Origin of the sequence: Aliidiomarina shirensis (assembly GCF_003987345.1) — a bacterium.
GTDB lineage: Bacteria > Pseudomonadota > Gammaproteobacteria > Enterobacterales > Alteromonadaceae > Aliidiomarina > Aliidiomarina shirensis.
The window spans coordinates 313,110-340,048 of the sequence record NZ_PIPP01000003.1; the positions used below are offsets into that span (position 1 = coordinate 313,110).

At 47.4% G+C, this 26,939-nt stretch carries 21 protein-coding genes; 5 read left to right on the forward strand and 16 right to left on the reverse strand.

The features are described 5' to 3' along the window. Nucleotides 1–22 precede the first annotated feature (22 nt). Nucleotides 23–949, forward strand: coding sequence for a bifunctional GNAT family N-acetyltransferase/hotdog fold thioesterase (locus tag CWE13_RS08825; protein ID WP_126807847.1), 927 nt, complete (start codon nt 23–25; stop codon nt 947–949). Nucleotides 950–1,092: 143 nt separating this feature from the next. Here the strand turns inward: CWE13_RS08825 and hutH are convergent, their stop codons facing one another. From hutH to hutC, 3 genes are all read right to left on the reverse strand, one after another. Then, complete coding sequence (hutH, locus tag CWE13_RS08830; protein ID WP_126807849.1) at nt 1,093–2,619, reverse strand: histidine ammonia-lyase; 1,527 nt, start codon at nt 2,617–2,619, stop codon at nt 1,093–1,095. Nucleotides 2,620–2,642: 23 nt separating this feature from the next. Then, nucleotides 2,643–4,316 carry a urocanate hydratase gene (gene hutU / locus CWE13_RS08835; RefSeq protein ID WP_126807851.1) on the reverse strand — a complete coding sequence of 558 codons (1,674 nt, stop codon included), beginning with the start codon at nt 4,314–4,316 and terminating at the stop codon, nt 2,643–2,645. 64 nt (nt 4,317–4,380) lie between these two features. Next, nucleotides 4,381–5,088 carry a histidine utilization repressor gene (gene hutC, locus CWE13_RS08840; protein WP_126807853.1) on the reverse strand — a complete coding sequence of 236 codons (708 nt, stop codon included), beginning with the start codon at nt 5,086–5,088 and terminating at the stop codon, nt 4,381–4,383. Nucleotides 5,089–5,223: 135 nt separating this feature from the next. Between hutC and hutI the strand changes: the two genes are divergently transcribed. Further along, nucleotides 5,224–6,447, forward strand: a complete 1,224-nt coding sequence (hutI, locus tag CWE13_RS08845) for an imidazolonepropionase (RefSeq protein ID WP_241973665.1) — start codon at nt 5,224–5,226, stop codon at nt 6,445–6,447. A 27-nt stretch (nt 6,448–6,474) separates the two neighbouring features. On the opposite strand, the gene CWE13_RS08850 is transcribed toward hutI, so the two are convergent. Together CWE13_RS08850 and rraA are read right to left on the reverse strand one after the other, a co-directional pair. Continuing rightward, complete coding sequence (locus tag CWE13_RS08850; RefSeq protein WP_126807855.1) at nt 6,475–7,497, reverse strand: formimidoylglutamase; 1,023 nt, start codon at nt 7,495–7,497, stop codon at nt 6,475–6,477. Between the two features lie 8 nt (nt 7,498–7,505). Continuing rightward, the gene (gene rraA, locus CWE13_RS08855; RefSeq protein ID WP_126807857.1) at nt 7,506–7,991 is read right to left on the reverse strand and encodes a ribonuclease E activity regulator RraA; all 486 of its coding nucleotides are present in this window, start codon (nt 7,989–7,991) and stop codon (nt 7,506–7,508) included. A gap of 202 nt (nt 7,992–8,193) precedes the next feature. Here rraA and CWE13_RS08860 point away from each other — a divergent pair, with 202 nt between their 5' ends. Together CWE13_RS08860 and CWE13_RS08865 are read left to right on the forward strand one after the other, a co-directional pair. Continuing rightward, entirely contained in the window at nt 8,194–10,260 is a 2,067-nt protein-coding gene (locus tag CWE13_RS08860; protein WP_126807859.1) for a putative bifunctional diguanylate cyclase/phosphodiesterase, read from the forward strand. After that, a complete protein-coding gene (locus CWE13_RS08865) occupies nt 10,257–12,143 on the forward strand; it encodes a diguanylate cyclase domain-containing protein (RefSeq protein ID WP_198677929.1) in 1,887 nt (628 codons plus the stop codon). Before CWE13_RS08860 ends, CWE13_RS08865 begins: the two co-directional genes overlap by 4 nt. 55 nt (nt 12,144–12,198) lie before the next feature. Here CWE13_RS08865 and hslU read toward each other — a convergent pair whose 3' ends face one another. From hslU to priA, 6 genes are all read right to left on the reverse strand, one after another. Then, nucleotides 12,199–13,539, reverse strand: a complete 1,341-nt coding sequence (gene hslU, locus CWE13_RS08870) for an HslU--HslV peptidase ATPase subunit (protein WP_126807862.1) — start codon at nt 13,537–13,539, stop codon at nt 12,199–12,201. 3 nt (nt 13,540–13,542) lie between these two features. Then, entirely contained in the window at nt 13,543–14,082 is a 540-nt protein-coding gene (gene hslV / locus CWE13_RS08875) for an ATP-dependent protease subunit HslV (protein ID WP_126807864.1), read from the reverse strand. A 119-nt stretch (nt 14,083–14,201) separates the two neighbouring features. After that, on the reverse strand, nt 14,202–14,984 hold the full coding sequence (locus CWE13_RS08880) for a hypothetical protein (protein ID WP_126807866.1): 783 nt from the start codon (nt 14,982–14,984) through the stop codon (nt 14,202–14,204). Nucleotides 14,985–15,226: 242 nt separating this feature from the next. Further along, nucleotides 15,227–15,817 (reverse strand): SPOR domain-containing protein, encoded by a 591-nt coding sequence (locus CWE13_RS08885; RefSeq protein ID WP_126807868.1) that lies wholly within the window; start codon nt 15,815–15,817, stop codon nt 15,227–15,229. Nucleotides 15,818–15,820: 3 nt separating this feature from the next. After that, nucleotides 15,821–17,569, reverse strand: a complete 1,749-nt coding sequence (gene argS, locus CWE13_RS08890) for an arginine--tRNA ligase (protein WP_126807870.1) — start codon at nt 17,567–17,569, stop codon at nt 15,821–15,823. Nucleotides 17,570–17,717: 148 nt separating this feature from the next. Continuing rightward, on the reverse strand, nt 17,718–19,925 hold the full coding sequence (gene priA, locus CWE13_RS08895; protein ID WP_126807872.1) for a primosomal protein N': 2,208 nt from the start codon (nt 19,923–19,925) through the stop codon (nt 17,718–17,720). A 250-nt stretch (nt 19,926–20,175) separates the two neighbouring features. On the opposite strand from priA, the gene rpmE reads away from it, so the two are divergent. Next, complete coding sequence (gene rpmE, locus CWE13_RS08900; protein ID WP_126807874.1) at nt 20,176–20,388, forward strand: 50S ribosomal protein L31; 213 nt, start codon at nt 20,176–20,178, stop codon at nt 20,386–20,388. A 65-nt stretch (nt 20,389–20,453) separates the two neighbouring features. Here rpmE and CWE13_RS08905 read toward each other — a convergent pair whose 3' ends face one another. The 5 genes from CWE13_RS08905 to CWE13_RS08925 form a co-directional block, all read right to left on the reverse strand. Continuing rightward, the gene (locus CWE13_RS08905; protein WP_126807875.1) at nt 20,454–21,107 is read right to left on the reverse strand and encodes a response regulator transcription factor; all 654 of its coding nucleotides are present in this window, start codon (nt 21,105–21,107) and stop codon (nt 20,454–20,456) included. Continuing rightward, nucleotides 21,104–21,805, reverse strand: coding sequence for a sensor histidine kinase (locus tag CWE13_RS08910; RefSeq protein ID WP_126807877.1), 702 nt, complete (start codon nt 21,803–21,805; stop codon nt 21,104–21,106). Before CWE13_RS08910 ends, CWE13_RS08905 begins: the two co-directional genes overlap by 4 nt. Next, on the reverse strand, nt 21,753–24,986 hold the full coding sequence (locus CWE13_RS08915; RefSeq protein ID WP_126807879.1) for a serine/threonine-protein kinase: 3,234 nt from the start codon (nt 24,984–24,986) through the stop codon (nt 21,753–21,755). Before CWE13_RS08915 ends, CWE13_RS08910 begins: the two co-directional genes overlap by 53 nt. A gap of 93 nt (nt 24,987–25,079) precedes the next feature. Further along, the gene (locus CWE13_RS08920; RefSeq protein WP_126807881.1) at nt 25,080–25,913 is read right to left on the reverse strand and encodes an FHA domain-containing protein; all 834 of its coding nucleotides are present in this window, start codon (nt 25,911–25,913) and stop codon (nt 25,080–25,082) included. Nucleotides 25,914–25,919: 6 nt separating this feature from the next. Beyond that, the gene (locus CWE13_RS08925) at nt 25,920–26,747 is read right to left on the reverse strand and encodes a DUF6689 family protein (RefSeq protein ID WP_126807883.1); all 828 of its coding nucleotides are present in this window, start codon (nt 26,745–26,747) and stop codon (nt 25,920–25,922) included. Nucleotides 26,748–26,939 lie beyond the last annotated feature (192 nt).

A 26,939-nucleotide genomic window follows, 5' to 3' on the forward strand; every position in this document is an offset into this window, starting at 1 on the left:
CCGCTTTTAATTTAGGGCTACTATGAACATACGGGCTACAAATTTAAGGATTACTACACCTACTACGGAACAAGAGTGGGATGCCTATTATGCGTTGCGCTATCAGGTGCTGCGGAAGCCGTTTCGCCGGCCTCCGGGCTCAGAAAAAGACGAGTACGATCAGGTAGGCGAGCACCGAATGTTGGTAGATACCGAGAATAATATTATCGGTATCGGCCGGTTGCACTTCAACAGTAGCGAAGAAGCACAAATACGTTTCATGGTGGTTGCGCCCAAACACCAAGGTGAGGGCCACGGTGTATTGCTTGTGCAATCTTTAGAATTACTCGCCCGCCAACAAGGCGCCAAGCGCGTTATTATTCGTAGCCGCGATACTACCTTAGGGTTTTACTTAAAGTGCGGTTACGAAATCAAAGAAGAAGGCAATACCGTTGATAATCCAATGGCGGAACATCAATTGGTGAAGCTACTCGACCCAGTGAATCATATTGTTTATCGCCCAACTTGGTGCGGTGAGCTGCAAAAAACCTGGCATACCGAAATTCCCGTTAGCAAAGCGATGGACGTCCGCATATATCAATACACGGGCCGCAGCATTGAGTTACGCGCGCCGCTTTCACGCAATATTAATGTGCACGGTACTATGTTCGCGGGCAGCTTATACACACTTGCCACGCTTACGGGGTGGGGGCTCCTGCAGTTGCAGCTACGCGAGCGTGAATTAAAAGGCGCAATAGTATTGGCTGAAGGCAATATCAAATACCGTAAACCCGTAATCAAAGAGCCTCGGGCTGTAGCCTACCTAAATGAAATGAAAGGCGATTTTAGCCCACTGCAAAAAGGTGAGAATGCCCGAATTAGCATGAGCGTGATTGTACGCGATGGCGATTTAGCCGGTGCTGAATTCAAAGGTGAGTATGTTGTTCTTGCGCCGCGCGATGACGCCTAGCAATTTGTTGTAGTATCAGTTCGAGCACGGTAGTTCGTTTTACGAAGCACCTTTTAACCTATAATGAAGAATACAGAAATGAATGCGATTCATGATAATGATTTATTAAAATGAACCGCATTCATGCTTTATTTACCAAGGTATTAACTCACGCGCAGTGTTACTAACTCAGTAAGCTCACCGCCACGAATCAAGTGGTATATCGCTTCAATATCCGGTGCAAAATACCGATCTTCATCGTAGAAGCCTACTTTTCCACGTACTGCTGCATGCACTTCTTCCAAAACTTCTGACGATTTCAACGGCCGGCGGAAATCCATGCCTTGTGCGGCACCGAGTAACTCAATCGCAATGATATTCGCTACGTTCTCAGAGATATCTTGCAGCCTGCGTGCTGCAAATGTGGCCATAGAAACATGATCTTCTTGGTTTGCTGAGGTAGGCAAACTATCGATCGAAGCAGGATGCGCTAAGGTTTTATTCTCCGATGCCAACGCTGCCGCTGTAACTTGCGCCAGCATGAAGCCAGAGTTGATGCCGCCGTTATCAACCAAGAATGGTGGTAAATTACTTAAATGCTTATCCACCAACAAGGCAATGCGGCGTTCGGAAAGCGAGCCAATTTCTGAACATACAATAGCCAGCATATCCGCAGCAATGGCCACAGGTTCAGCATGGAAGTTGCCACCCGAAAGAATATCGTTATCATCTGGGAATACTAACGGATTATCGGTAACGCCGTTCGCTTCGCGGCCAAGCACTTCACTGGCATACCCCATTTGATCCCAAATTGCGCCCATTACTTGTGGCTGGCAACGCAGTGAATATGGGTCTTGCACCTTGCCGCAATTGGTATGCGAATCACCAATCTCGCTGCTTGCTGCCAAAATACGGCGCAGTTCGGCTGCTACGGCTACTTGCCCGGGTTGACCACGCACAATATGAATACGTTCATCGAATGGCGTGCGCGAGCCTAGCGCTGCTTCTACTGTCATAGAACCGGCTAAGGTAGCGGCTGCGAATACATCTTCAATTGCGAACAAGCCATGCAGTGCTAACGCGGTGGAAGCTTGAGTGCCATTCAACAACGCCAAGCCTTCTTTCGGTGCCAATTCGATAGGTGATAACCCGAGTTTAGCTAAGCCATCTTTTGCGGGCATGCGCTCGCCATTAATGCGCAGCTCACCTTCACCTAACAACGGCAATACCATGTGTGCCAATGGTGCTAAATCGCCACAAGCGCCAACCGAGCCTTTTTCTGGAACGCATGGATAGGCTTCGTTATTCACCAACGCGATTAAGAAATCAATTACCGCTGGGCGCACGCCTGAGTAACCACGCGCTAACGAATTAATCTTAAGCACCAACATTAACCGCACTACTTGATCGGACATCATTTTGCCCACGCCGGCTGCATGTGAAAGCACAATACGGCGCTGCAAATCGGCGAGTTGTTCTGGCGCTATTCGGGTGCTCGCAAGCAAACCAAACCCGGTGTTGATACCATACACAACACGCCCTTCGGCGAGCACATCGGCTACGGTTTTTGCAGCTCGCTCTACATCTCGATAAGCTTCATCTGGTAATGAAAGCGTTACGGCTTGCCGATCAACCTGACGGAGTTCTGATAGGGTTAATTGCCCCGGCTGAATTTTCAATTTAAAGCTCATTGGCGTACTTCCATTATTTAGCATTAGTTATCTAGCGAAGGTAAATCAAGATTGCTTTCTTTTGCCGCTTGTTTGGCAATATCGTAGCCAGCATCGGCGTGGCGCATTACACCCGTGCCCGGATCGTTCCAAAGCACGCGGCCTACGCGTTCAGCGGCTTCATCAGTGCCATCAGCTACTATCACCACACCCGAGTGTTGTGAGTAACCCATGCCTACGCCACCACCGTGGTGCAAAGAAACCCAAGTAGCACCACCGGCTGTGTTCAATAGCGCGTTTAGCAATGGCCAATCGGAAACCGCATCAGAACCATCGAGCATGGCTTCGGTTTCCCGATTTGGGCTCGCTACTGAACCGGAATCGAGATGATCACGGCCAATAACGATAGGCGCTTTTAACTCACCATTTTTCACCATTTCATTGAAAGCCAAGCCCAAGCGTGCGCGATCTTTTAAACCCACCCAGCAGATACGTGCTGGCAAGCCTTGAAATTCAATGCGCTCACGCGCCATATCCAACCAGTTATGCAAATGCGTATCGTCGGGCATGAGCTCTTTTACTTTCTGATCGGTTTTGTAAATATCTTCCGGATCACCCGAAAGCGCTACCCAGCGGAATGGGCCAATACCTTGGCAAAATAGTGGGCGGATGTAGGCTGGAACAAAGCCTGGGAAATCAAAGGCATTGGTAACGCCTTCATCTTTGGCCATCTGACGAATGTTGTTACCGTAATCAAGAACAGCTGCGCCACGCTCTTGCATGGTTAACATGGCGTTTACTTGCACAGCCATTGCTTGTTTAGCGGCCTTCACCACCCCTTGTGGGTTACTTTCACGCTCGGCAGCCGCTTTTTCCATGCTCCAGCCCTGCGGCAAATAACCATTGAGCGGATCGTGTGCTGACGTTTGATCGGTTACCACATCAGGCGTTACACCGCGTTTTACTAATTCTGCGTATACATCGGCAGCGTTTGCCAACAAACCAACAGAAACCGCTCTGCCTTCTTGTTTAGCTGCTTCCAAACGCGCTAACGCATCATCTAAATCGGTTGCCTTTTCATCGACGTAACGCGTACGCAAACGAAAATCGATGCGGCTTTCATCAACATCGCAGGCCAACATGCTAAAGCCCGCCATGGTAGCGGCCAGTGGTTGCGCACCACCCATACCACCTAAACCGCCCGTGAGCACCCATTTGCCAGCGGCTTCACCATCAAAATGCTGCCGCGCTACCGCGCCAAACGTTTCGTAAGTACCCTGCACAATGCCCTGAGAGCCGATATATATCCACGACCCTGCGGTCATTTGTCCATACATCATCAGGCCTTGCTTATCGAGTTCGTTGAAATGATCCCAATTCGCCCATTGCGGCACTAAATTTGAATTAGCAATCAATACTCGCGGCGCGTTTGCGTGCGTTGGAAACACACCTACCGGCTTACCACTTTGCACTAATAAAGTTTCATCGTTCTCGAGACGATCGAGTACTTCTACAATTTTATCGAAACTTTCCCAGCTTCTCGCCGCTCGGCCAATACCACCATAAACTACTAGGCCCGCAGGGTGCTCTGCCACTTCAGGGTCTAGATTGTTCATTAACATTCGCTTAGCTGCTTCGGTTTGCCAGCTTTTGGCGGTAAATTCACTACCGCGATCTGCTCGAATAACTCGGGATTTGTCAATTCTGGTAAAACTCATTAGTAATTTCCTTTGTATTACTCACATACATAACGTGCAGCAAAGTGGGGCCGCTATGCTAACTTTAATGCGATGGTTTAAATGTCATGTGGCCACCTAAGCGGAATCGAGAACCTGGGTGGGTAAGGGTAGCTTGGCTCACCACGCCCTCTCGGCCACTGGTGCGCCGTTGAATCTGCAAGCACGGCTCCGGTTCATCGAGCTCAAGCCACTGCATCAGTTGCTCTGAAGGCAATACTGCTTCAATTAAATGGCTAGCCTCGGTAAGCGGTGTAACTTCACACAAATATTCGTGTGGTGTGCTTTGGGTGTAATCTTGATCTAGGTATGCAGGCACGAGTTCTGGATTTACGTAACGATCTTCTACCTGCACCGGTTGTCCATTTTCAAAGTGGGTGATAACCGAATGCAACACCTCAGCACCCACGGCTAACTGCAACGCTGCTGCAATGCTTTTCGGTGCTGGCACGCGTTCGAGTATCTGCACAACCGCGTGATGGCGATGATTTCGCAACCGAATTTCATCGGCGATGTTGCGGATTGTTAGCAATGCCGATTGCGATTTTAACGGTGCTACAAACGTGCCCGAGCCTCGAGTACGCGTTACCAAACCTTCTTCCGAAAGCTCATGCAGCGCTCTTCGCGCTGTCATCCGGCTTACCGAAAAAGTTTCCGCTAACACATTCTCCGAACTAACGGGGTGGTACTCAGGCCACTCGCCCGATTCGATCTTCTTGTAGATATATTCTTTAATGGTTGCAAATTTAGCCATGATTATTGGACTTTTAGGAATGTTGTATATACATTACCAGTTACTTAATTTAAAAATCAAACGCTTTCTCATATTTCGTATAACCGTTAGTTAATATGAAGGTTTTTGGTAAAACACTAGAATAGGTAATTCGCTATGCCCCTCAATATGCCAAACCATCGTTCTTTCGTGATTCACTCAGTAGCTGCTGCACGCATGAATGCACCCGATTTAGGGTTGCTTACTGATGCTAGTGTGGTGATAGCGGATGGGAAGATTGCATGGGTAGGGAAAAGCAGCGCCTTGCCTGCCTCGTTCAACGATCTGCCGCAGCTGAATGGCGAAGGTAAGCTACTTACTCCAGCACTAACCGATTGCCATACCCATTTGGTGTGGGCGGGTTCACGCGCCAATGAGTTTCGCCAGCGGTTACATGGCGCCAGCTATCAAGAAATTGCCGAAGCTGGGGGCGGTATTCTTTCTACGGTAAACGCTACGCGGGAAGCCACTGAAGAGGAGCTCTTTGCACAAAGTTTGCCGCGCGCACAAGCGCTGCTAAAGCAAGGCGTGGCACATATTGAAATTAAATCAGGGTATGGTTTGAGCCTACGCGATGAACTAAAACAACTGCGCGTTGCACGCCGAATTGGTGCTGAGTTGCCGTTAAAAGTGAGCACTACGTTGCTTGCCGCCCACGCATTACCGCCAGAATTCGAAAATAATTCAGATGGCTACATTGATTTAGTGTGTAACAAAATTATTCCGGCTGCGGCCGCTGAGAATCTAGTAGACGCCGTTGATGTATTTTGTGAAAACATTGGCTTTAGCCGGGCACAATCAGAACGCGTATTTCAAGCGGCGGCGGCACATGGCTTACCGGTAAAAATTCATGCGGAGCAGCTCAGTGACCAAGATGGCTCAGCGCTAATGGCCGAATATCAGGGGCTTTCTGCTGATCATCTCGAGTATTTATCAGCAAATGGTATTGCCGCCATGGCAAAATCAGGGTCTGTAGCGGTGCTGTTACCTGGCGCTTTCTATTTTTTAAGGGAAACGAAATTACCGCCTGTTCAAGCCTTGCGCGATGCTGGCGTGCCAATTGCTATCGCTACCGATGCCAACCCCGGTTCCTCTCCATTAATACAACTGCCCTTAATGATGCATATGGCATGCGCATTCTTTCGGCTTACGCCAGAAGAAGCATGGTTGGGTGTTACACGGAACGGCGCGCGAGCACTAGGTGAACGAAATCAAGGTGAGATAGCCGAAGGCCAACGCGCTGATTTAGCACTATGGAATCTCAGCAGCCCGGAACAAATATGTTACGAATTTGGCATTAACCCATTGGCACAATTATGGATCGATGGCGCGGCGATCTAATTTCAGCTGATGAATGTTAAGGGCTATCTACTCAGCGTGTGATTCAATGTAAGTGAACACTAACTCACTTAGTATCTGGCCAGCTGCTTTGTTACCCGCCGCAATACCCATCGGGTGGCACGCCGGGGCAGCTTCAGCTAGGTGCAAGTAACGGCTCTCGCGCAGTTTTGCAAGGTCACGAATAAACACCATCGCATCAGCTAAACTCACGCCTGAGTAGTTAAAGGCGCTCGCGGGTGCTTGCATGATGGAATCCACATCGAGCTCAATACCAAAAGGAACCCGCCAGGTAATCACTTGATTCTGTATCGTTTGCAAAACACGGTGCATTTTCATACCCACCATATCCTGTACGGAGGTGTATGTAGCGCCTGCATCATCTAGTTGATCTAACGTAGCCCGCGAGTTCTTAGCAGGGTGTAGCGCTACTACGTGGTAATGTTTTAGGAAGCCTTTCTCGAACGCGTAACTAAAACCATTGCCACTGTGGCGGCCTTCTAAGGGACGAAAATCAGCATGAGGGTCTAGATTTACGGCACCTACAAATTGCTCAGAGGTGATTGCCAATGATTGCAATAACGGCAGCGCATTATTGTGCCCACCACCGATTAAAATAACCTGATAGCCTTGTCGGAATAATATTTCGGTTACCGCTGCAACTCGCTTATCAAGTTCTGCGCATAATTCGCGCAGGTGTTTTAAATCTTTGGCGTTACCTGCATCGAGCGCCAGCGATTGTTGCTGCAAATCGGTACAATCAACTTGCCCAGCCAACACCACTTGATCAATAGCGATACGCCCGGAGTCTTGCATATTCAAAAACTGCTGCAAAAAAGCCGCGAAGCCAAGTTCAGCGCCACCTTGCCCAAGGTTTGCACGCGGACCAATAGATTCGGGAACGCCCACAATAGCAAAACGCCCCAGCGGCAACGCTGAGGCATCTAGGTTCGAGAGCACTTGAATTGATTCACCGATGCGAATTTCTCCTGCGCGTGGGTTAACCCATGCAGCAGGATCTATCGGCAACCAAAATAATGGCTTTTCAGGCATATAACTAATTACTCAATATCCAAGGCTTCTGGAGAGAGAATAATACCGGTGCTATCGGCATAAATATGATCTTCAGGTAAAAACGTAACACCACCAAAGTTCACGGCGATATCTGTTTCACCAACACCAGCGGCATCAGCGCCTACAGGAATCGATGCTATCGCTTGGATACCGAGATCAAGATCTTCTAACAGATCCACATCGCGTACACAGCCATAGCAAATAATACCTTCCCATTCATTTTCTAACGCTAGCTCAGCAATAGCGATATCAATTAATGCGCGGCGCAACGAACCACCACCATCAATTAATAGCACTTTACCGGCACCCGGTTGTTCTAGAGCTGTTTCGATCAGGCCTTTGTCTTCGTGGCATTTAACGGTAACCACCTGCCCCCCAAACGACGAACGGCCACCATAGTTTGCAAACATTGGTTCAACCACATCAATCTGATCAGCATATAAATCACAAAGTTCCGAGGTATTGTATTCCATGAGAAACGCTCCTGCGGCATTAGAAAAGCCATGAGTATTAAGTAGAGCACAGTATAAACCTTTAACTGCATGGGTGAAAGAACCCTTTGTCGCGCTAGGCCAGCTAATTGCAGAACAACCGAATTTGCCACCGATAAGGTTGATTTATTACGAAAAAACCCGTTAAATCAATACTTCAATAATAATTATAAGATCTTATTGCATGCCCTTTAGCGACACCGCCGTTCTTGGAGCTAGTTTTGCGGGGCAAGGCCTAATGGTTTTAGGCTTTGCTCTTCTGCTATCGCATTACTTTCGTGTCTATCGAAGGGCATACCTGCGTTTTTGGTCCTACGCTGCAGTTTGGTTTGGATTAAGCTCTGCTTTTCAGTTAGTGCAGCATGCCACTTGGCTCGAAATGCCCCCATGGGCCTTAGCTCAGTTCGATACCCTTAGCCTTACCTTGATGTATCTAGCGCTTAGTTTACTCGCGCTGGGTGTTTTCGATATCACCATGAACTCAATGCCAAATCGCCGCGTTCGTTGGCGCATTTATGGTGCCTGCTTGATTATTGCCCTTGTTTCCAACGGCACTATTGGTCCAAGCTCCGATCCGCTGGTGTGGCAGCCCTTCTTCCGCAATGCTGTGCTATATCTAATCTCGGGGCTTACCCTAGGCGCTGTTGGCGTCATCATTTATAAATTATCCACACCCACCATGGGGCCGCGGCTAATCGCATTTGCATTTTTCCTGCAAAGCCTAAAAAACTTACTGTTGGTAAGCCTTTTATTGGTCGATAGCACCGCACTAAGCTCAGAAGTGCTTTGGTTATTCACGGGGCTTCTGAATGTAGTATTTCTTACCTGTGCTATGCTCGGCATTACAATCTGGCTTCTGGAAACGGAACGGCACAAAGCCATTGATGCGTTGCAAAAAGCCGAATACATGAACCGCCATGATGCCCTTACCGGAATAGAGAATCGCGATGAGTTAATGTCGAAAATGCCCATATTTATCGATTCTTGCCGTGGCGATGGCCGCGAACTCGCTGTGTTTATGATTGGCGTAGATCGTTTTAAAGCGATTAACGATACTCTCGGCTTGCGCGGCGGCGATCGCGTGTTAGTAGAGCTCAGTAATCGGCTAAAAAACTTACCTGAGCAGGCGCTCGCGTTGGCTCGAATTAGCGGCGATGTGTTTGTAGTAATGTATGATCACTTACATAGTCGTGAAAAAGCAGTAGCGATGGCAAGTGAGATTCAGCAGCTAATTCACAAACCACTGCTCATCGATAATAAACACTTAAACGTAAAATGCAGTATCGGTATCTCACGTTACCCACAACAGGGGCTTTCGGCCGAAGGCTTACTTAGCAAAGCAAACATAGCATTAGCAAATGCAAAGTTACCCGAAAACAGCAACATCATGATGTATCGCGAAGGTATGAATGATAACTATATTCGCCTCGTGGATATGGAGCCAGACCTGCGCCGCGCGCTACTTAAAAACGAGTTCGTAGTGCACCTGCAGCCTATTTATGATGTTCGTACGCAATATTTAAGCAGCTTTGAAGCGCTATTGCGCTGGCAGCATCCCGCGAAAGGCTTACTGAACCCCGATGATTTCCTGCCTTTTGTTGAACAGTTAGGAATGTCCTGCGATATTGATGAATGGGTGCTCAAGCACTGTGCAAAGCTAATTTCACGCTGGCGCGCCCAAGGCGAAAAAGTGTTGCCGATTGCCATTAATCTTTCTGCTCGCCACTTTCAACAACCCGAACTTACCGATAAGTTGCGCCGATTGTATCGTGAGTACCAATTACAAGCGGGTGATATCGAGCTGGAAATCACTGAGAATGTAGCCATGTCGGACATTACCACGGGCCTTAACGTCCTGAACCGCTTGCGTGAAATGGGTATTCGTGTGGCTATTGATGATTTTGGTACCGGCTACTCCTCACTCGCTTATTTGCGGAAGCTTCCAGTGGATAAAATTAAAATCGATCGCAGCTTTATCAATGAAATTATGGCAAGCAGCGAAGATTCTACGATTGTTCGCACGCTCATTGAACTGAGCCACGTGCTCAAAAAGCAAATTGTCGCCGAAGGGGTAGAAACCGCTGAACAATTTGCATTGCTGAGTGAAATGCATTGCGATAGCGTACAAGGTTACTATTTCTCGCCCCCGGTAAACGAAGAAAAATCACGTGGTTTGCTGCAAGATTTCTGGCGCAAGTGGATATCTCATAACCGTGAATCAGGCAAAGAGGCATGGGTAGGTTCCCGATGAGAAACCCTTTACATAACCGCCGAGTTCGATTTAGCCGCCGATTAACCACGCATCTGCTCGTGCGCATTAGCTTTTGGTCGTTGCTCGCTGTGTTAATCATCACTACGATCGGTTTTGTAATTTCTTACAAGCACGCCAAAGAAGCGTTAATTACCGCATTAATTGAAGATACCAACCAACATTTAGCTCGCGAAAGTGAACATTTCCGTACCGTAGAACAATCGGCCACAGTTTTAGCTGAGCGTTTCCTTACCCGATACCAAGAGTTTATAAACGATGATCGATTCCAAGAACGTTTTGATCGTTGGTACACAGAAACAGAACCAGGTGTTGTTCGCCTTCAGCCCGAATTTTATGATGGCATCCGCCAAGGTGAAACGTGGTTCGAAAATATAACCGTATTTGCAGGCCCCCGCACGAATGCTATTTCTGATGAGTTAAAGGCACGCGTTACTATTGCCCAATATGTGCTAAATGAGCTAGCACCGGCATGGCTACAAAAGGTAAAGAACACCCATATTTCTATGCCCGAGAACATTATGTTGGTGTATTCAGAAACTCAACCATGGGGTTTAGTAGCCGCCGCCGATTTAGTGATTACCGATTACTCGGTAGTGCAATCGACACTCATGGAATATAACCCTGAACGTAAACCTGGCTGGACCGGGCTATACTACGATTTATCAGCCGATTTTTGGACCATTACCTATCAACACCCCGTCGATTATCAGGGCCAGCACTTGATGAACGCGAGCTATGATATTGCCCTAAGTGACATTATTGATCGTGTTATCCAATATCAAAGTGATAGTGATAAACGCATGTTGTTCAACACAAAGGGGCAGTTAATTGCATCGCCAGAAACCTTATCTGAAAGTTATCAACAGCGTGGGGTTTTGGATATAGATAAACTCAGCAATCCAGAGTACAAAGCGATTTATCAGTTAATAGAGGCCCATGGCGCCGATACCGATCATTTCGTTCTACGCAACGCCCTTCCGGGCGAGCTCTTAATTGGGCAAAAGATTTCAGGTTTAAATTGGTGGCACGTTACCCTATACCCATACAGCCAAGTGCAACTGCAAGCACTGCAGGGCCCGTTACGAATATCTTTGGCGACTATTGGTTTATTGATTTTCATCCTCCTCATCGTTTACTGGCTGGTTAGCCGCCACGTTTCTCGCCCTCTCCGACAATTGGCGAATATGGCAATGATGATTGGTGAGAAAAATTACGCCGACGTTATTTCTAGCAAGCATTTGCAAGAACACGTTCGCAGCGAAGTTGGATTGCTGGTTCGCTCATTCCGCACCATGGCCTCACGCTTATTGGCTCACCAGCAAAACTTAGAGAAGCTCGTGGCGGATCGCACTGCTCAGCTCGCCGCCGCCAACGAAGCACTAGAACAAATGGCACACCTCGATGGCCTTACCGGATTGCGAAACCGCCGCGCTTTCGATAAAGACATGGCACGATTGAGTGCGCATCCGCACGATACCAACACTACTTTGTTGTTAGGTGATTTAGATAAATTCAAACCATTTAACGATAACTATGGTCACCAAGCGGGTGATGAAGCCCTGAAGAACGTGGCCAAATGCTTAGCGAACTTCGAACAGGTTCGAGTATATCGATATGGCGGTGAAGAAATTGCAGTGCTAGCCGATGTCGCCGATTATACAGCGGCAAAACAGCTTGCTGAAGCTATGTGTAAAGCGGTATTTGATCTGAATATCGCGCATAAGCACTGCGAGCACAAGCGATTAACGATCAGTTTCGGCGTGCACTTAGTTGTAAACGATTCAAGTATTGAGGCAAACATTCAAGCGGTAGATAAACAGCTTTATGAAGCAAAAAAAGCGGGTGGAAACTGTGTTCGCTAAACTCAACTAGCAACAGCCCACCCGCTTGTTTTCATGTTCTGGGAAGATCTAAAGGTTACAAAATAAAGCGGCTCAAATCTTCATCTTCGGCTAGTTCATTCAAGTATTTATTTACATACTCACGGTCAACCACAACCGAGGTGCCTTCTAAATCCGAAGCGTTAAATGATACTTCTTCCATTAACCGTTCCAGCACCGTGTGTAAACGGCGAGCACCAATGTTCTCGGTTTTCTCGTTCACCTGCCAAGCAATTTCAGCAATGCGGCGAATACCATCTTCTTTAAACTCAACACTTACGCCCTCTGTGGCCATTAGTGCTTTGTACTGCACTGTCAGCGAAGCATTAGGTTCAGTAAGAATACGCACAAAATCTTCTGTGGTAAGCGCTTGTAGGTTTACCCGAATTGGTAACCGGCCCTGTAACTCAGGAATGAGATCAGAGGGCTTCGACATCTGAAACGCACCCGAAGCAATAAATAATATGTGATCGGTTTTCACCATACCGTGCTTGGTGTTTACCGTTGTGCCTTCCACTAGCGGTAACAAATCACGCTGCACACCTTCGCGCGAAACATCCGGCCCACTACTATCGCCACGCTTACAGATTTTATCAACCTCATCAAGGAACACGATGCCGTTTTGCTCAACCGATTGAATCGCTTTTTCTTTGATTTCTTCAGGGTTCATCATTTTCGCAGCTTCTTCTTCAATCAACTGCTTAAACGCATCTTTGATCTTCATTTTGCGCTTTTTGGTTTTCCCTTGGCCCATGTTTTGGAACATGCTCTGCAACTGCGAAGTCATTTCTTCCATGCCCGGAGGTGCCATAATTTCAACACCCATTTGCGCCATCGATAACTCAATTTCTATTTCTTTATCATCAAGCTTGCCTTCCCGCAGTTTCTTGCGAAAGGTTTGCCGTGTTGCATGCTGATCATCTTCATTGCTCGGCGCTTCACTATCATTCCAATTCCGTTTCGCTCGCGGCAGTAAAGTATCTAAAATGCGATCTTCGGCAGCATCTTCGGCGCGATGGCGTAAACGGGCCATTTCTTGCTCGCGCATTAACTTCACAGCGGTATCGGTAAGATCGCGAATAATCGAATCAACTTCCTTACCCACATAACCTACTTCGGTGAACTTCGTAGCTTCAATTTTGATAAAAGGCGCATTTGCTAGTTTCGCTAACCGCCGCGCAATCTCAGTTTTACCAACACCCGTTGGGCCAATCATAAGAATGTTTTTCGGTGTTACTTCTTGGCGCAACTCATCATCAAGTTGCATCCGGCGCCAGCGATTCCGCAATGCAACCGATACCGCGCGTTTGGCATCTTGCTGGCCAATAATATGCCGATTTAGCTCATCAACAATTTCCCTTGGGGTCATATTCGACATGTTCTACTCCTTCACTGGCTCGGCATCGAGCACTTCAATTGTTTGATGGCTATTGGTATACACACATATATCACCGGCAATGGTAAGCGCTTTTTCAACGATATCAGGTGCGGTTAATTCAGTGTTTTCAAGCAGCGCTCGGGCTGCTGATTGTGCGAACGGGCCACCGGAGCCAATAGCGATAAGGTCATTTTCAGGCTGCACCACATCACCATTCCCGGTAATAATCAGTGATGTTGTTTTATCCGCCACGGCGAGCAGTGCTTCTAATTTGCGCAGCATACGATCGGTACGCCAATCCTTCGCCAGCTCAACCGCAGCTTTTGTAAGGTTGCCTTGATGCTGCTCCAATTTCGCTTCAAAACGTTCAAAAAGCGTAAATGCATCTGCAGTACCGCCTGCAAAACCAGCGATTACTTTGCCATTGTATAAACGCCGTACTTTTTTGGCGTTCCCCTTCATCACGGTATTACCCAATGAAACTTGTCCATCGCCGCCAATAGCTACTTTATCACCACGGCGAACAGAAACGATTGTAGTCATCTGTGTTCCTCTTTATCGGTTATACACAGTAGATAGGGGCGACACATGATGAATTCAAGAGTGCGGGGAACCAGCAAGAGCGGAGGGTGAGAACACCCTCGCGCTTGTTGTTGGCTGAATTACTCGTTTGCAGGCGGCCTTGGAAACAAAATGGGGCGTTGTAAAAGGGAAGAAATAAAGCCATTTATGGTTGTTTGCCCACCACCTAAGTTGTTGTAAACACCAACAACTCTTGGTGTAATCTGAGTATTGTCATCGTACATTTTTACCTTGATCGATGCCAACGCGAGCATCGCATTCTGAATACTCGATTCACTAATTTCGCTCGGCATCGGAATCAAACTAGAAATCTCTTGGCCACTTACGCCTAATGTTTGAATAATCAAAGTTCCGGAAACTTGTTCAGCTCTAGCGGCAACGCCTAGAGCAAACAAACTCGATAAATCGATTTCACCTTTTTTTACGAAAATATTTGCCGTTAAACGAAGCCCTACACCAATATAAACCGGCACAACAGTGTTCGCTAAATCTTCCTCGCCCTGAGGCAATAGAGTAGCAATACGTTTCCCATCAGCAGGGTTCTCCGATATTGAAACAGGTAAGGAATCGGTACTAAATTTAATATAATCGAGTATCACCACATAGTTCTTACCTTCCACCCCCAACTTAGCGGGCCCAAACGTTAAACTACCCTCGCGAGTAACCGTGCCAATAGCAAGACGCATCGTTTCATCGGAAAGTGCATTGAGCACTTCTCCGTTGGGAATATTTAATTGCACCGGAAGTGGATCTAACGGGTGATAACCAAAATTATCTTCAGCCGAGCCGCTATCTAACGGCACGTTAATTGAAGAACAGCCTGAAAGCAGTACCACAATAAAAACTAAAATTAAGCGACACATAATGCCCCCGAAAAGTAACGTTTACTGCGAACGCGAAAAGGTTTTAAACCATCGCGCCATACCCATGCTTATTAAAAAGCAAATTGATACACAGAAAACCTCTACCACGAGGGAGCAACGGAACGTTACGGCTGGAGCGTGCACCGACAAAAAAGCGGCTTAGTGAAATTTAACCATAGCACCAGTTTAGGAATTAGCATTATTTGGAAAGTGAATTTTTCTCGCCAACCAGTGCGGCGGGATCAATCAAGGTTCCACAGCCAAATCTGGCAGCCGTAAATGCCGGTGCGCTGAAGTTGGTTGTTGGTGCGTTGGGCATCGCGCAGATTATCGAAAGGCCCGAGGATAACTCGGAACCAGCGGCCATTGCTGCCGGTAGTTTCGCGGATTTGTGATTCATAGCCTGCCATGGCAATTCTGGCTTTTAAATTATCGGCATCGGCGTGACTGCGAAACGAAGCGCATTGCATTAAGCGGCGGCGTGATTCTGCAAGTTCAGGTACTTCTACCTCAACCTGTTGGCTTTCCAACTCTTCAATATACTGCCAGCGTTCAGCTGGAATTTCCGGTAAGGGCTCTAAAGCGGGTGCGGAAACCGTATCTACAGGTTCATCCACGACAGGCGTGGGCATATCGCCTTTCTTTAAAAACCAAAGAAAACTTACAAATACGGCAATTACCACCAAGGTAACCAGTAGCGCACGAATTGGTACCGGCGATTTCGCCCCTTTTTGATTAGCTGGCTTACGCGTAGCACCGCGCGCGGCAGGTTTTCCTTTCCCCACTGGCTTTTTCTTTTTCGGTGCACCGCGCTTGGCGTAATCAACCGCCATAAATTACATCCGCTCCAAGGTATCAATACCTAATAGTTCTAAACCTTGCGCAAGAATGCGCGCAGTAAGTGCTGCCAGTTTTAGGCGGCTTTGTTTCACTGCCTCATCATCGGCATTCAAGATTGGGCATGCTTCGTAAAAAGAAGAAAACGCGCCCGCCAACTCGAACATGTAACCACATAAGAAATGTGGCGTACCTTTGTTGCCCACCGACGCAATAATCTCTGGGAACTGGGCTAGCTTGCCGGCCAACGTTTCATCTTGCTCACTTGGTAATTGAATCGCGCCGCTTACTTCATGTAATGCCAAGCCCGCTTTTTGGAAAATACTGTTTACCCGTGTGTAAGCATAGAGTAAGTAGGGCGCGGTATTGCCCTCGAACGAAAGCATGGTATCCCAATCGAAAACGTAATCGCTGGTGCGATTTTTCGAAAGATCGGCATATTTCACAGAAGAAATACCAACCACACGAGCAACATTTGCTTGCTCTTCCGCATTGAAATCTGTGCCTTTCGCGGCAATGAGTTCTGCTGCACGGCGCTCTGATTCATCCAACAAATCGGCAAGCTTCGTTACGCCACCATCTCGGCTTTTGTATGGCCGGCCATCTTTACCCAGCACCATACCGAAGCCTAAGTGTTCTAAACTGGTGTTTTCACTGGCATATCCGGCTTTTCGGCATAACGTAAATATTTGTTGAAAATGCAGGGATTGGCGCGCATCTACCACGTAAATAACGCGATCTGCGCCTAAAGTTCCAGCGCGATAACGAACAGCCGCCAAATCGGTTGTTGCGTACAGATAGCCGCCATCTTTTTTCTGTACAATAATCGGCAACGGCTCATCTTCTTTGCCTTTAAACTCGTCTAAGAACACGCACTGAGCACCTTGGTTTTCTACTAATAACCCTTGCTCACGAAGATCGACGACTACCTTGGCTAAATCATCGTTGTAGGCTGATTCTGCCATTACATCGGCGCGCGTAAGTTGAACACCTAACCGATCATATACTTCCTGGCAATGCGCTAGCGAAGTATCAATAAACTTCTGCCAAAGTGATTTGCAATAAGCATCTCCAGATTGCAGTTTCACCACCAATGAACGCGCTCTATCGGCAAAGCCCTCTTCGTCATCAAAGCGTTTTTTCGCTGCCTTATAGAACGTTTCTAGATCACTTAGCGCTAGTTCATCCGAGCTTGCTTCTTGTAAGCTATCTTCCATGTGTGCCAGCAACATACCAAACTGGGTGCCCCAATCACCTACATGGTTTTGCGGAATCACTTTATGGCCTTGTAAGCTAAGTGTGCGGGCCACTGCATCGCCAATAATGGTTGAGCGTAAATGACCCACATGCATTTCTTTCGCTAGGTTCGGCGACGAATAATCAATGACCACAGTTTGTGGTTTCTCGGCCAACGGCACACCACAACGTTTATCAGCGAAAGCCGTTTCAAGTTGCGCAATGAGCTGCGAACGATCAACGGTAAAGTTAATAAAACCCGGGCCGGCAATTTCGGTTTTGCCAATCACTGCATTTTCAGGAATCGCCGCAATAATGGCTTCCGCCAAAGCGCGAGGATTCTGTTTTGCTGGCTTTGCGAGCATTAATGCTAAGTTCGTTGCGAAATCACCATGAGATTTATCACGCGGACGATCAAGCTGAATGCGCGGTTGTACATCAGCCGGAATGGTTTCTGCGGCTATCAACGCAGCTACTGCAGCGTGCAATAATTCTTCTATTTGCTGTTTCATGGTTCTCGCAACCTTAACTAACGCGTTTTCAATCAAAATAGGGGGGTATATGCTAGCCCGTTAGTTTAATCGCTCGGGCTTGGAAAAAAAACCAGCGCGTGGGCTTATCTATCGCTTTCTCACTAAAATATTTACTGAAAAAGTGAAATCAAATAAATTCCTGTGGATCGATGTCCAATGTCCATCGGGCCTTTCGTGCCTCAGCTAGGTTCTCAAGCTCTGGTAAGCATTGCTGTAACAACCCATGTAAAGGTGCCCGCGCTGCTGCATGCAACAATAACTGATAGCGAAAACGCCCGGCTCGACGCGCCAGTGGCGCAGGCATTGGGCCAATCACGGTAACTTCCGGTATTTCACCATGCATATTGGCGTGTAGTTTATCACTAATTACCTGCAAAAGTGCCTCTGCCGCTGGCTTATCAATCGCCTCAGCTCGGAATAACGCCATTGCTGCATACGGCGGCAGCATTGCTTGCTCTCGTTCTAACAAAGCACTTTGCGCAAAATCCTTATATCCGTTTTGAATCAGTTCTTGAATGAGTGGGTGTTCAGGATGATGCGTTTGCAATAACACACTACCCTTTTTACTTGCGCGGCCTGCGCGGCCAGATACCTGCACGTATAATTGCGCTAGCCGTTCGGCAGCTCGAAAATCGGCACTAAATAGCGCACCATCAACATCAAGCAAAGATACCAAAGTAACATCGGGGAAATGATGCCCCTTCGCCAACATTTGTGTGCCAATGAGAATGCGGTAATCACCACGAGCTACAGCTTCAAGGTAATCCTCTAGTTGGCCTTTTCGCCGAGTGCTATCTCGGTCAATACGAATCGCTGGGTAGTTCGGAAAACGTTCCTGAATGGCCTGCTCTAATTGTTCCGTACCCAAACCTCGAGTTATCAGCTGCGTACTGCCACAGCTTTGACACTGGCGTGGAATGCGGCGCTGGGCACCACAATGATGACACTGCAAGGTGTGCGTTTGCTGATGCACCGTCATATTCGCTTGGCAACGATGGCAATCGCTTATCCAACCACACTCATGGCAAAGCAGAGCGCTGGCAAAACCGCGCCGATTTAAAAACAACAGTACTTGATTACCCGCATCGAGGTGCTTTTGCATTACGGTTAACAGCTGATCGGACAGCCCGTTGTGTAAACGTTGAGATTTTAAATCAATTACACCACTTTTTACCGGCAATGCTGCACCCGCACGCTTACCCAAGATGAGGTGGGCATAGCGTTTGCTCCGCGCATTCGCCAAACTTTCGAGTGAAGGGGTAGCCGAACCTAAAATAACGCCGAACCCTTCTAAATGAGCGCGCTTAATGGCTAAATCGCGGGCATTATAACGAAAGCCTTCTTGTTGCTTGAACGAACTATCATGTTCTTCATCAAGAATGAGCAGGCCAAGGTTTTGCATCGGGGTGAATATTGCTGAACGCGTGCCCAATACAATACCTGCGTGGCCATCACGTGCCTGTAACCAACCTTGTAAACGCTCCTGATCACTCAAGCCCGAGTGCAAAACCACTACCGGTGCTTGGAATCGATTACGAAAGCGAGCTACGGTTTGCGGGGTAAGGCCGATTTCAGGAACTAGCACCAACACTTGTTTACCCGCCGCCAGCACTTCCGCCATTACCTGCAAGTACACTTCCGTTTTGCCACTCCCCGTTACTCCTTCGAGTAACCAAACATTGGCTTTGGCATCATTCACCGAGCCTAAAATAGCGCCTACGGCCACCGCTTGCTCTTGATTCAGCGCATGGGGCTGTTCACACAATTCGCCGCGCCAAGGTGTGAAATCAGGTTCGCAATCATGCGCTTCTACTAAGCCTTTATCCTGCAAAGCCTTTAATGCTGCGGTGCTAAACTCATGTTGCCGAATAGTGGCGGCGCTCATTGGCCCGCGTTTTAATGCGGCGAATAATTGCTGTTGCTTCTTCGCGCGTTGCAAACTTTCTACTTCTGCTGCCTCACCTTCGCTAGTGAGTTGGTATCGGCGTACCAAGGTATAATTCGGAGGCTCGCCTTGTTTTATTGCAATGGGTGCCGCGTGAACCAGCACTTCACCAAGTGGGTGATGATAATAGCTCGCCGCCCAAAGCAGCAGTTTCCACAAAGGTTCTGGCCACAATGGTGCCGGATCGCTTACCGTAATTACTTCCCGTAACTGGCTCACTTCGATTTCTGGAGTAACATCGTTTGCGGTTACAAAACCCACCATTTCACGCGAACCAAAGGGCACACGCACGCGGCTACCTACCGGCGGTAGCGGCTGTTCAGGCGCAAGCACATAATCATACTTTCGCCGCAACGGTACGGGTAAGGCAATACGAATAAAGGTAGGCACAAGTTTCCACGCGCATTGAATGAAGCCCTATGCTAACAAAACTTTGCCGAAGCGCCAGCACGCTTTTTGCGGAAAGCTGAGCGCATTACACGTTTACCCATGATGAAACACCGATGTTGCTTGATCCTTAGCCAGCTCTGCGCTAGAATCCGCGTCCTTAAATTAGATTTAAGTACGAATTTTATTAACAAGCGCGTGGTGTTCGTGGAAAGCACGGATGGCGATGCGGCCTTCAACTGAGGTAACCCCCATGAAACAAGGTATTCACCCTGAATATAAAGCCGTAACCGTAAACTGCTCGTGCGGTAACGTTTTTGAAACTCGTTCAACCCGTTGTGAAAACTTCCACATCGACGTATGTTCTGAGTGTCACCCGTTCTACACTGGTAAACAGAAAACTCTGGATGCTGGCGGACGTGTTGATAAATTCAAGCAACGTTTCGGTTCACTTAAATCTAAGTAATTTACCTAGATTTAAAGTGTTAAAGCTTGAAGAAAGCGCCACTCACATAGAGTTGGCGCTTTTTTTTATTCCAACAGCCCTTTTCGTGCTGCGAGACGAATTAACTCCGCCGTATTCGATACCTGCAATTTATTTAAGATTCGGCCTCGATGATTCTCTGCGGTTTTATATGACATATCCAGCAGCACCGCTATTTCTTTGGTGGCGCGGCCAGCAACTACTAAATGAAACACTTCGCGTTCACGCCTCGTGAGGTTATTCAGAATCGACGTATCATCGGTACTGCTACCTTTACCCGACGCTAACGATTGCGTGAGCGCATTGGGAAAGAATGTGCCTCCTTCATGAATAACACGAATAGCCTCTGATAGTTGCTCAGTTGAGGATTCTTTCAAAACATATCCGCGAGCACCCGAGGTGTGTAATGCATGCATATACTCGATCTCATCGTGCATTGTAAGCACAAGAACTTTGGCATCAGGCCGATTATCGAGCAGCTTATCGATCGCCACTAGGCCATTCATTTTCGGCATCGAGATGTCCATCAAGATAACATCCGGCGCTTTCTGAATTGCCGCTTGCACTAAACTCACGCCATCTTCACATTCTTGTACTACCTCAAAATCACCCTGCTGGCGCAACATTTGCACAATGCTTTGGCGCACTAATGTATGGTCGTCGGCAATTACAATACGAATCTTATTTTTATCAGAACTCATAACAATACTAATAAACTCAAATGGCAACCTCCGCCAGGGCGGGATTGAATTTCCAATTCAGCAGCAAAGGCTGCCGCGCGATCTCGCATACTCGCGAGGCCCACTCCGGGGGTTGTCTCTTTGAGCTCAAATCCATGACCATCATCAATAATATCTAATCTTAACGTATTACCAACCCGGCTTGCATATAAACTAATATGCGTTGCATTGGCATGGCGCACCGCATTCGTTAACGCCTCTTGGGCAATCCGAAATACCAGTATAGCCAAATGATTTTCTGGCTCGTCTTGAATATCAATTTGTACATCTATCTCTACTGGCTCATGTTCACAAAGGCTGCGTACTAACCATGATAATGCCGCCGCTAGCCCGAGGTCGTCCAAAATACGGGGGCGCATTAACCGTGATAACTGGCGCACATCAGCAAGCGCCTGCGCTGCTAAATCAGCTAATTCAGGGGCTTCTTTGTACTCACTGGCAGCGAGATTGAGGCGGCGGGTTAACGCTGTTAGTAACTGACCAACACCATCATGCAACTCTTGGGAAAAACGTGCTCGCTCAGCCTCTTGTTGACTCCATAAACGCTGAGCGAGATCTCGCAACGTATTTTGCTCTTCCAACAGCAAATTCCGTAGCTCTTGTTGGCTACGTTGGAGGGCTTGCACTTCCTCTACGAATGGGTGTTTCGGGTCGTTCATATGTGGCTTGATAGACCTCAATTTGTGGCTGCGTCAGGTGTTGGTATAGCGCTTCTTTTAATTGTGCTGCACGTCGCTTTGAACCAATATCGTTAAAAATCTCATAATAGAGATGATTACGCCAGTGTTCTGGATGGCTTTGTAATGTTTTTCGTAGCTCTTCGCGGGCATTTTCATTATTAAATTGAAAGGCCTGCAAATAATTTGATCGTAAATACTCTTTATACATGTTCGGGTTACTAAGTTCCCGAACTCGTTGCCATTGCCAGCTATCACGCGGAGCTGGGCTTAACTCAAGTACCGATAAGAGTACGCGCAATTCAGTTTTAACCGGTAATAATTGCTTGCGAAAACGCGCCCAAAATCCAGTTAGCTCCGATGTAGCTATATTGCCTTCGAGCAATGCTTTCGCCGTCACTATCCAATCACGCAAAGCAAGTTGTTCTTGGTTCAGCTGTTCCATGTAGGGGGTGAGCGCATCAAGGTGATTTCCCATGCACTCACTATCGGCAAAATACAAACACATTTCAGCGCCCCAGATGCGTACTTCCACGAGTGCTCGAATATTATTCGTTAATTCACTTATGCGGAGGGCCTCAAAATTGTTATTGACCGCCGTTTCCCATTCGCCCAACGAAAAATTACGATGGCTTAGAAAAAATTGTGTTACCAACTCTTCTTCTGGGCGACGACCTTGCGATTCTTCTAACACCTCGGAAAGTATTTGCGTTGCCTTGTTATATTCGCCGCGGGTGAGGGCCAGATTCGCTAAGTTCAACTCTGTACGCGCCAACCCCGATTCATCACCAATACGAGAAAACAGCGTAATGGCTTGATTCCAAAATACTTCGGCCTGGCTATATTCCGCCATTAAATAATATATGTACGCTACATTGTTAATGCTTTCCGCTTGCTGGCGTGAATAGCCGGTAGCAATGCGCAAATCGAGCGCGTTACTATAATGCGTGAGAGCTTCACGATAGCGCCCTTGCTCTTCGAGTAAGATACCCCACTCATTTTCTACTTGGGCCAAACCTAATCGATCATTATTCGCTTCGAACAGTAAAGAGGCTTCGGCCAGAGCGCCTTCGGCGTCACTGTACCGAAGTTGCAAAGCATAGGCATTTGCAAGGTTGGCTAAGGTAACGGCACGTCCATTTGGATCAAGCTCAGCAGTACGAATATCTAGCGCTTGCGAGAAATACTGCGCCGCTTGTGAAGCCTCTGATAAACGCAAATAGGCAACCCCAAATGCGTTTAACACCGTACCTTGACCGCGAATATCTTCCTGCTGGCGATACTTGATCAATGCTTGCATTAGCTCATTATCTAACGCTTGTTGGATTTGTCCTTGGATAATACGAATACGAGCCAGTTCAAACCATCGCTCACCGGAACTCGGGTCGAGTGCCAACGCTTGTTGATACAAGGCAATCGCCATTTCCGCATCGTCATTCCAAGATGCCAGCTCAGCTCGCCTATCGAGTAAACTCGCTCGGCCAGGAAACAGTTCAACGAGGCGATCAACAACGGCTATCGCCGCATCGAGATCATCGCTCATTTCTGCTTGCAACGCGCGCCCTTCTAAATGCCAATACTCATCATTTTCCGAGAGTTCGAATAACCGTTGCAATTGTTCTCGCGCTTGTTGCAGCTCACCTCGGTTAACCGCTAATCGAGCTCCCGCCAGCCAGCCGCCAGCAAAGTCTGGCCACTCTGCTTGTAACGAGTTGATAAATTGCTCAGCCTCAGCGTTTCGCCCCTGACGAAGCGCGCGTAACACTGGTTCTACCCGCTGAAGCTCTTCGATGGGTACAATTAACTCACGCGCTGGTAGCGCAAGCTGAGTATCAATATGGGTAAACAGTTGCTCTAAGGTTTGCGGTAAACCCTCAGTAGAAATGGTGCCTTGGAACGCGCCAAACATGCGGTTGCCTGGCATATTCGCTAGCACAACTTGCAAACGCATTTCATCGCCAACAGGGAGTGTCATGGTTTGTAGAAGCACCAATACATCGGCATTTACCAACTGCGCAATACGATTGCGGTGTTCTTGTTGGCCAAAAGGCCTCAAACCTAAGTTGCTCACCAAGATATCTACTCGATTTTGCTCAATCACATCGATATCGCTTTGGCTTACTAAATGCAACCGCATAAGCTCCGCGAAGCCCGAAAGCATATCGTTCTCAGGGCTGTATACAATCGCTACGCGGTTTGTTTTTCTTGGCTCTTCAGTGGTAATAACAGGTTCAAGATTAAAATATTGCCATGCCCCATACCCCATCAATGTCATCGCAATGAGTAGTACGGCAACAGCAGATACGAACTTTTGCTTTGCCGGTAACGTTAAACGCTTCTGTGCGCCAGCAATAGAAAGCCGTTGATGAATGAGAGGTTTACTCAGCTTGGCTGCTATTTGTTTGCGTTCCCAATACCAAAACACATCACCAAGATGCCACTTGCGAATGGTTGTAGCGCGCAACATTTCGTTGAGCAAGCAGCCACTGCTATAGCAATCACTGTAGGTGCCACGTTTGCCGAGCTGGGTAACTTCGGGCGCCGTGTAACCCGAGCTACCTGAAAAATCTTTTGCGGTTGATTCAACGCTAGTTTGTTCGTTTGCATCGGCGGTTTGAACCGTGCTTTGACCAATACCAAAATCTAAAAGAACTAAATTACCACGCTCATCAATCACGATATTTTCCGGCTTTATATCCGCGTGAGTAATATCCGCCGAATGGCATGCTTCGAGCGCTAACAATAATTGCTTAAACCATTGCTCTACTTGCTGCCGCTTTATCCCTTTATGTATGCGCTCTGCAAGATTTTCTCCGCTTACCAAGCCCATCGTGAAGAAAACCCATTCACCATCTTGGTAGAACTCAAACACGCGAACGATATTTGGATGGTTGAGTTCCCGGGCTAGTAAGACCTCTTGCCGTAACCGTTGTACTTGATGGATATCCAGAGCATTGCGCGGAGCTATTAATTTTAGCGCAATATCAGTACCAAGAATCTCGTCTCGTGCCTGGTATACCTGGGCTTGCCCCCCAGCACCAAGCGCATTTAACACGCGAAAACGCCCAGCCAACACGGTACCTACTGGTAGCGTTGGTGTGGGCGTTAACAACGATGTATCGCGATTCGGTTGAGCGCTGGCTGAATCTGAGCCTGAGATCACAAGATTCTCCGGGAATATCCTAATTCAATAACTTAAGGATACCGCTCCCGGTGATACTTATGCAAAGCTCTCGTAATATAAATTGTAAATAAATCACATCGCTTGTATGCGATGTAACCTCTGTTCAATATCTTGAATCTGCAATGCCATCGATAACTGCCGCGCAAATGAACGCACGATCACTAAATCCGTATCTAAGAAAGCACGATGTTCTTGCCCACTATCGGCATACAAAACGGCTACGATTTGATCTTGGTAAAACACCGGAAAACACAAGAGCGCTTGAATCGAGTTGTGAATAATACTCGTAGCCTTAGCTAGCACAGGGTTATCTGCCACGGATGAGAGAATCACAGGTTCACCTGATGTGATGGTTTGCCGAATGGCTGTACGGCTACCCGTAAAACTTTCCGCCGCCATCCATTCTGGGAATCCTGTGCAGTTACAAATATCACCTTCATCATCAAGAAAAATTACTGCAGCGCGATCACTGGATAAAATAGTGCTTAGTGTTTCGGTAGCCGAATTTAATAAATCGGTAAGCGCGCTCTCTTGCAGCATCTTCTCAGCAGCGGCGGATAAATATTTATTTCGCCACTGACTAAAGCTACTTTCTGCTGTTACTTGCCGGTGTTCAACTTGTTCTAGGCGGCACTTGATGCCACCTAGAATAAGTTCTGCCCGTTGTGCAAGGGCAATCGAACGTACGCGTTCACCTTCGGAAAAACATCCGTTCTGGCTATTATGGTCATGCAACTCCCACACGCCGTTTTTCGAGGTAATACGGGCGTGAAAACGAGATACTTGCTGTTCGTTAATCACAATATCGCACTCTTCAGAACGGCCCAGTAAATATTCTTTACCTTCAAAAAGCACGTGGCTTTGCGCGGGCTGTTCTGGATAAAACAGTTGTATCCGTAATGGCATAAATAACTACCTTAACAAGGTTCCTAAAGTGAAACGAAGTGAGCGTGCTTTCGTGAGCAATTCGCCCTGCACATTTTCGATATCGCCACTTGAGCGCCACACGCTCGGAACTGATTTCCCACGGGCCGATTCCAATTTACGCAAAACATTATTCAAGTTCGATGCTGCGGCTTGATAACGCCCTTGCTGCACGTGATCGTTAATATTCCGAGTTAACGCTTGTATTTCGCTACCGAATTGATCTTCCATACTGAACACGTGATTATACAGATAATTCGCTAAATCGCGTGCTTTTGCTGCCGCAACTACATTTGCATCACGATCATCAACAAGCAATATGAAATCTGAGAAATGCCCCGTAGAGCCACGCGCACGCAGGCTTCCTGCCGCCGTTAGCGTTGTAATATCTTCAAATTCACCGCCCGCATGCGAGCGGAATAAGCGAATGTTATCAGCATAAACAATACTAGTTGTATAAAGTTCAATTTCGGCTTCGCCAGAAAAGCTAAAGCCTCGATCTTGTTTTGGCTTTACCGAAATTAGAACTGGGAAGGTATCAACCGCCCACATATTAAAATTATCGGGAAGTCGATTTACAATACGGTGATCGTTGGGGTCGAGTGCCTGCACCGAAAGGCTAACGTTATCTTCATTCAGGCCAATAGCTTGTGCGAACGAAATAGATAATTGCAGATCCATGCCATTCTCTAACACCAAATCTGCTGAAATTCGATTTGCGCTGAACTCGATTTCATTCGCGTTTGCGCTATTTGTAAGAGCCGGTTGTACCAGTAAGGTGGCAGCAACCGCAAAACCCATAAGATGTTTAAACATTTTACCTTCCTCATTATCAGGCCAAGGAAATCAACTCAAACATTACTTATAGAACAGTGTTGCGTTGATTGCGTTGTATTGATCGCTTAGTGGCTAGCGAAATTTGTACCCGAAGCTGTAGTTGCTTCGTGCAAAGATAATGACAATGGAAGGCGATTCAAGATATAGGGGTTTCCCCTCTAAATTACACAA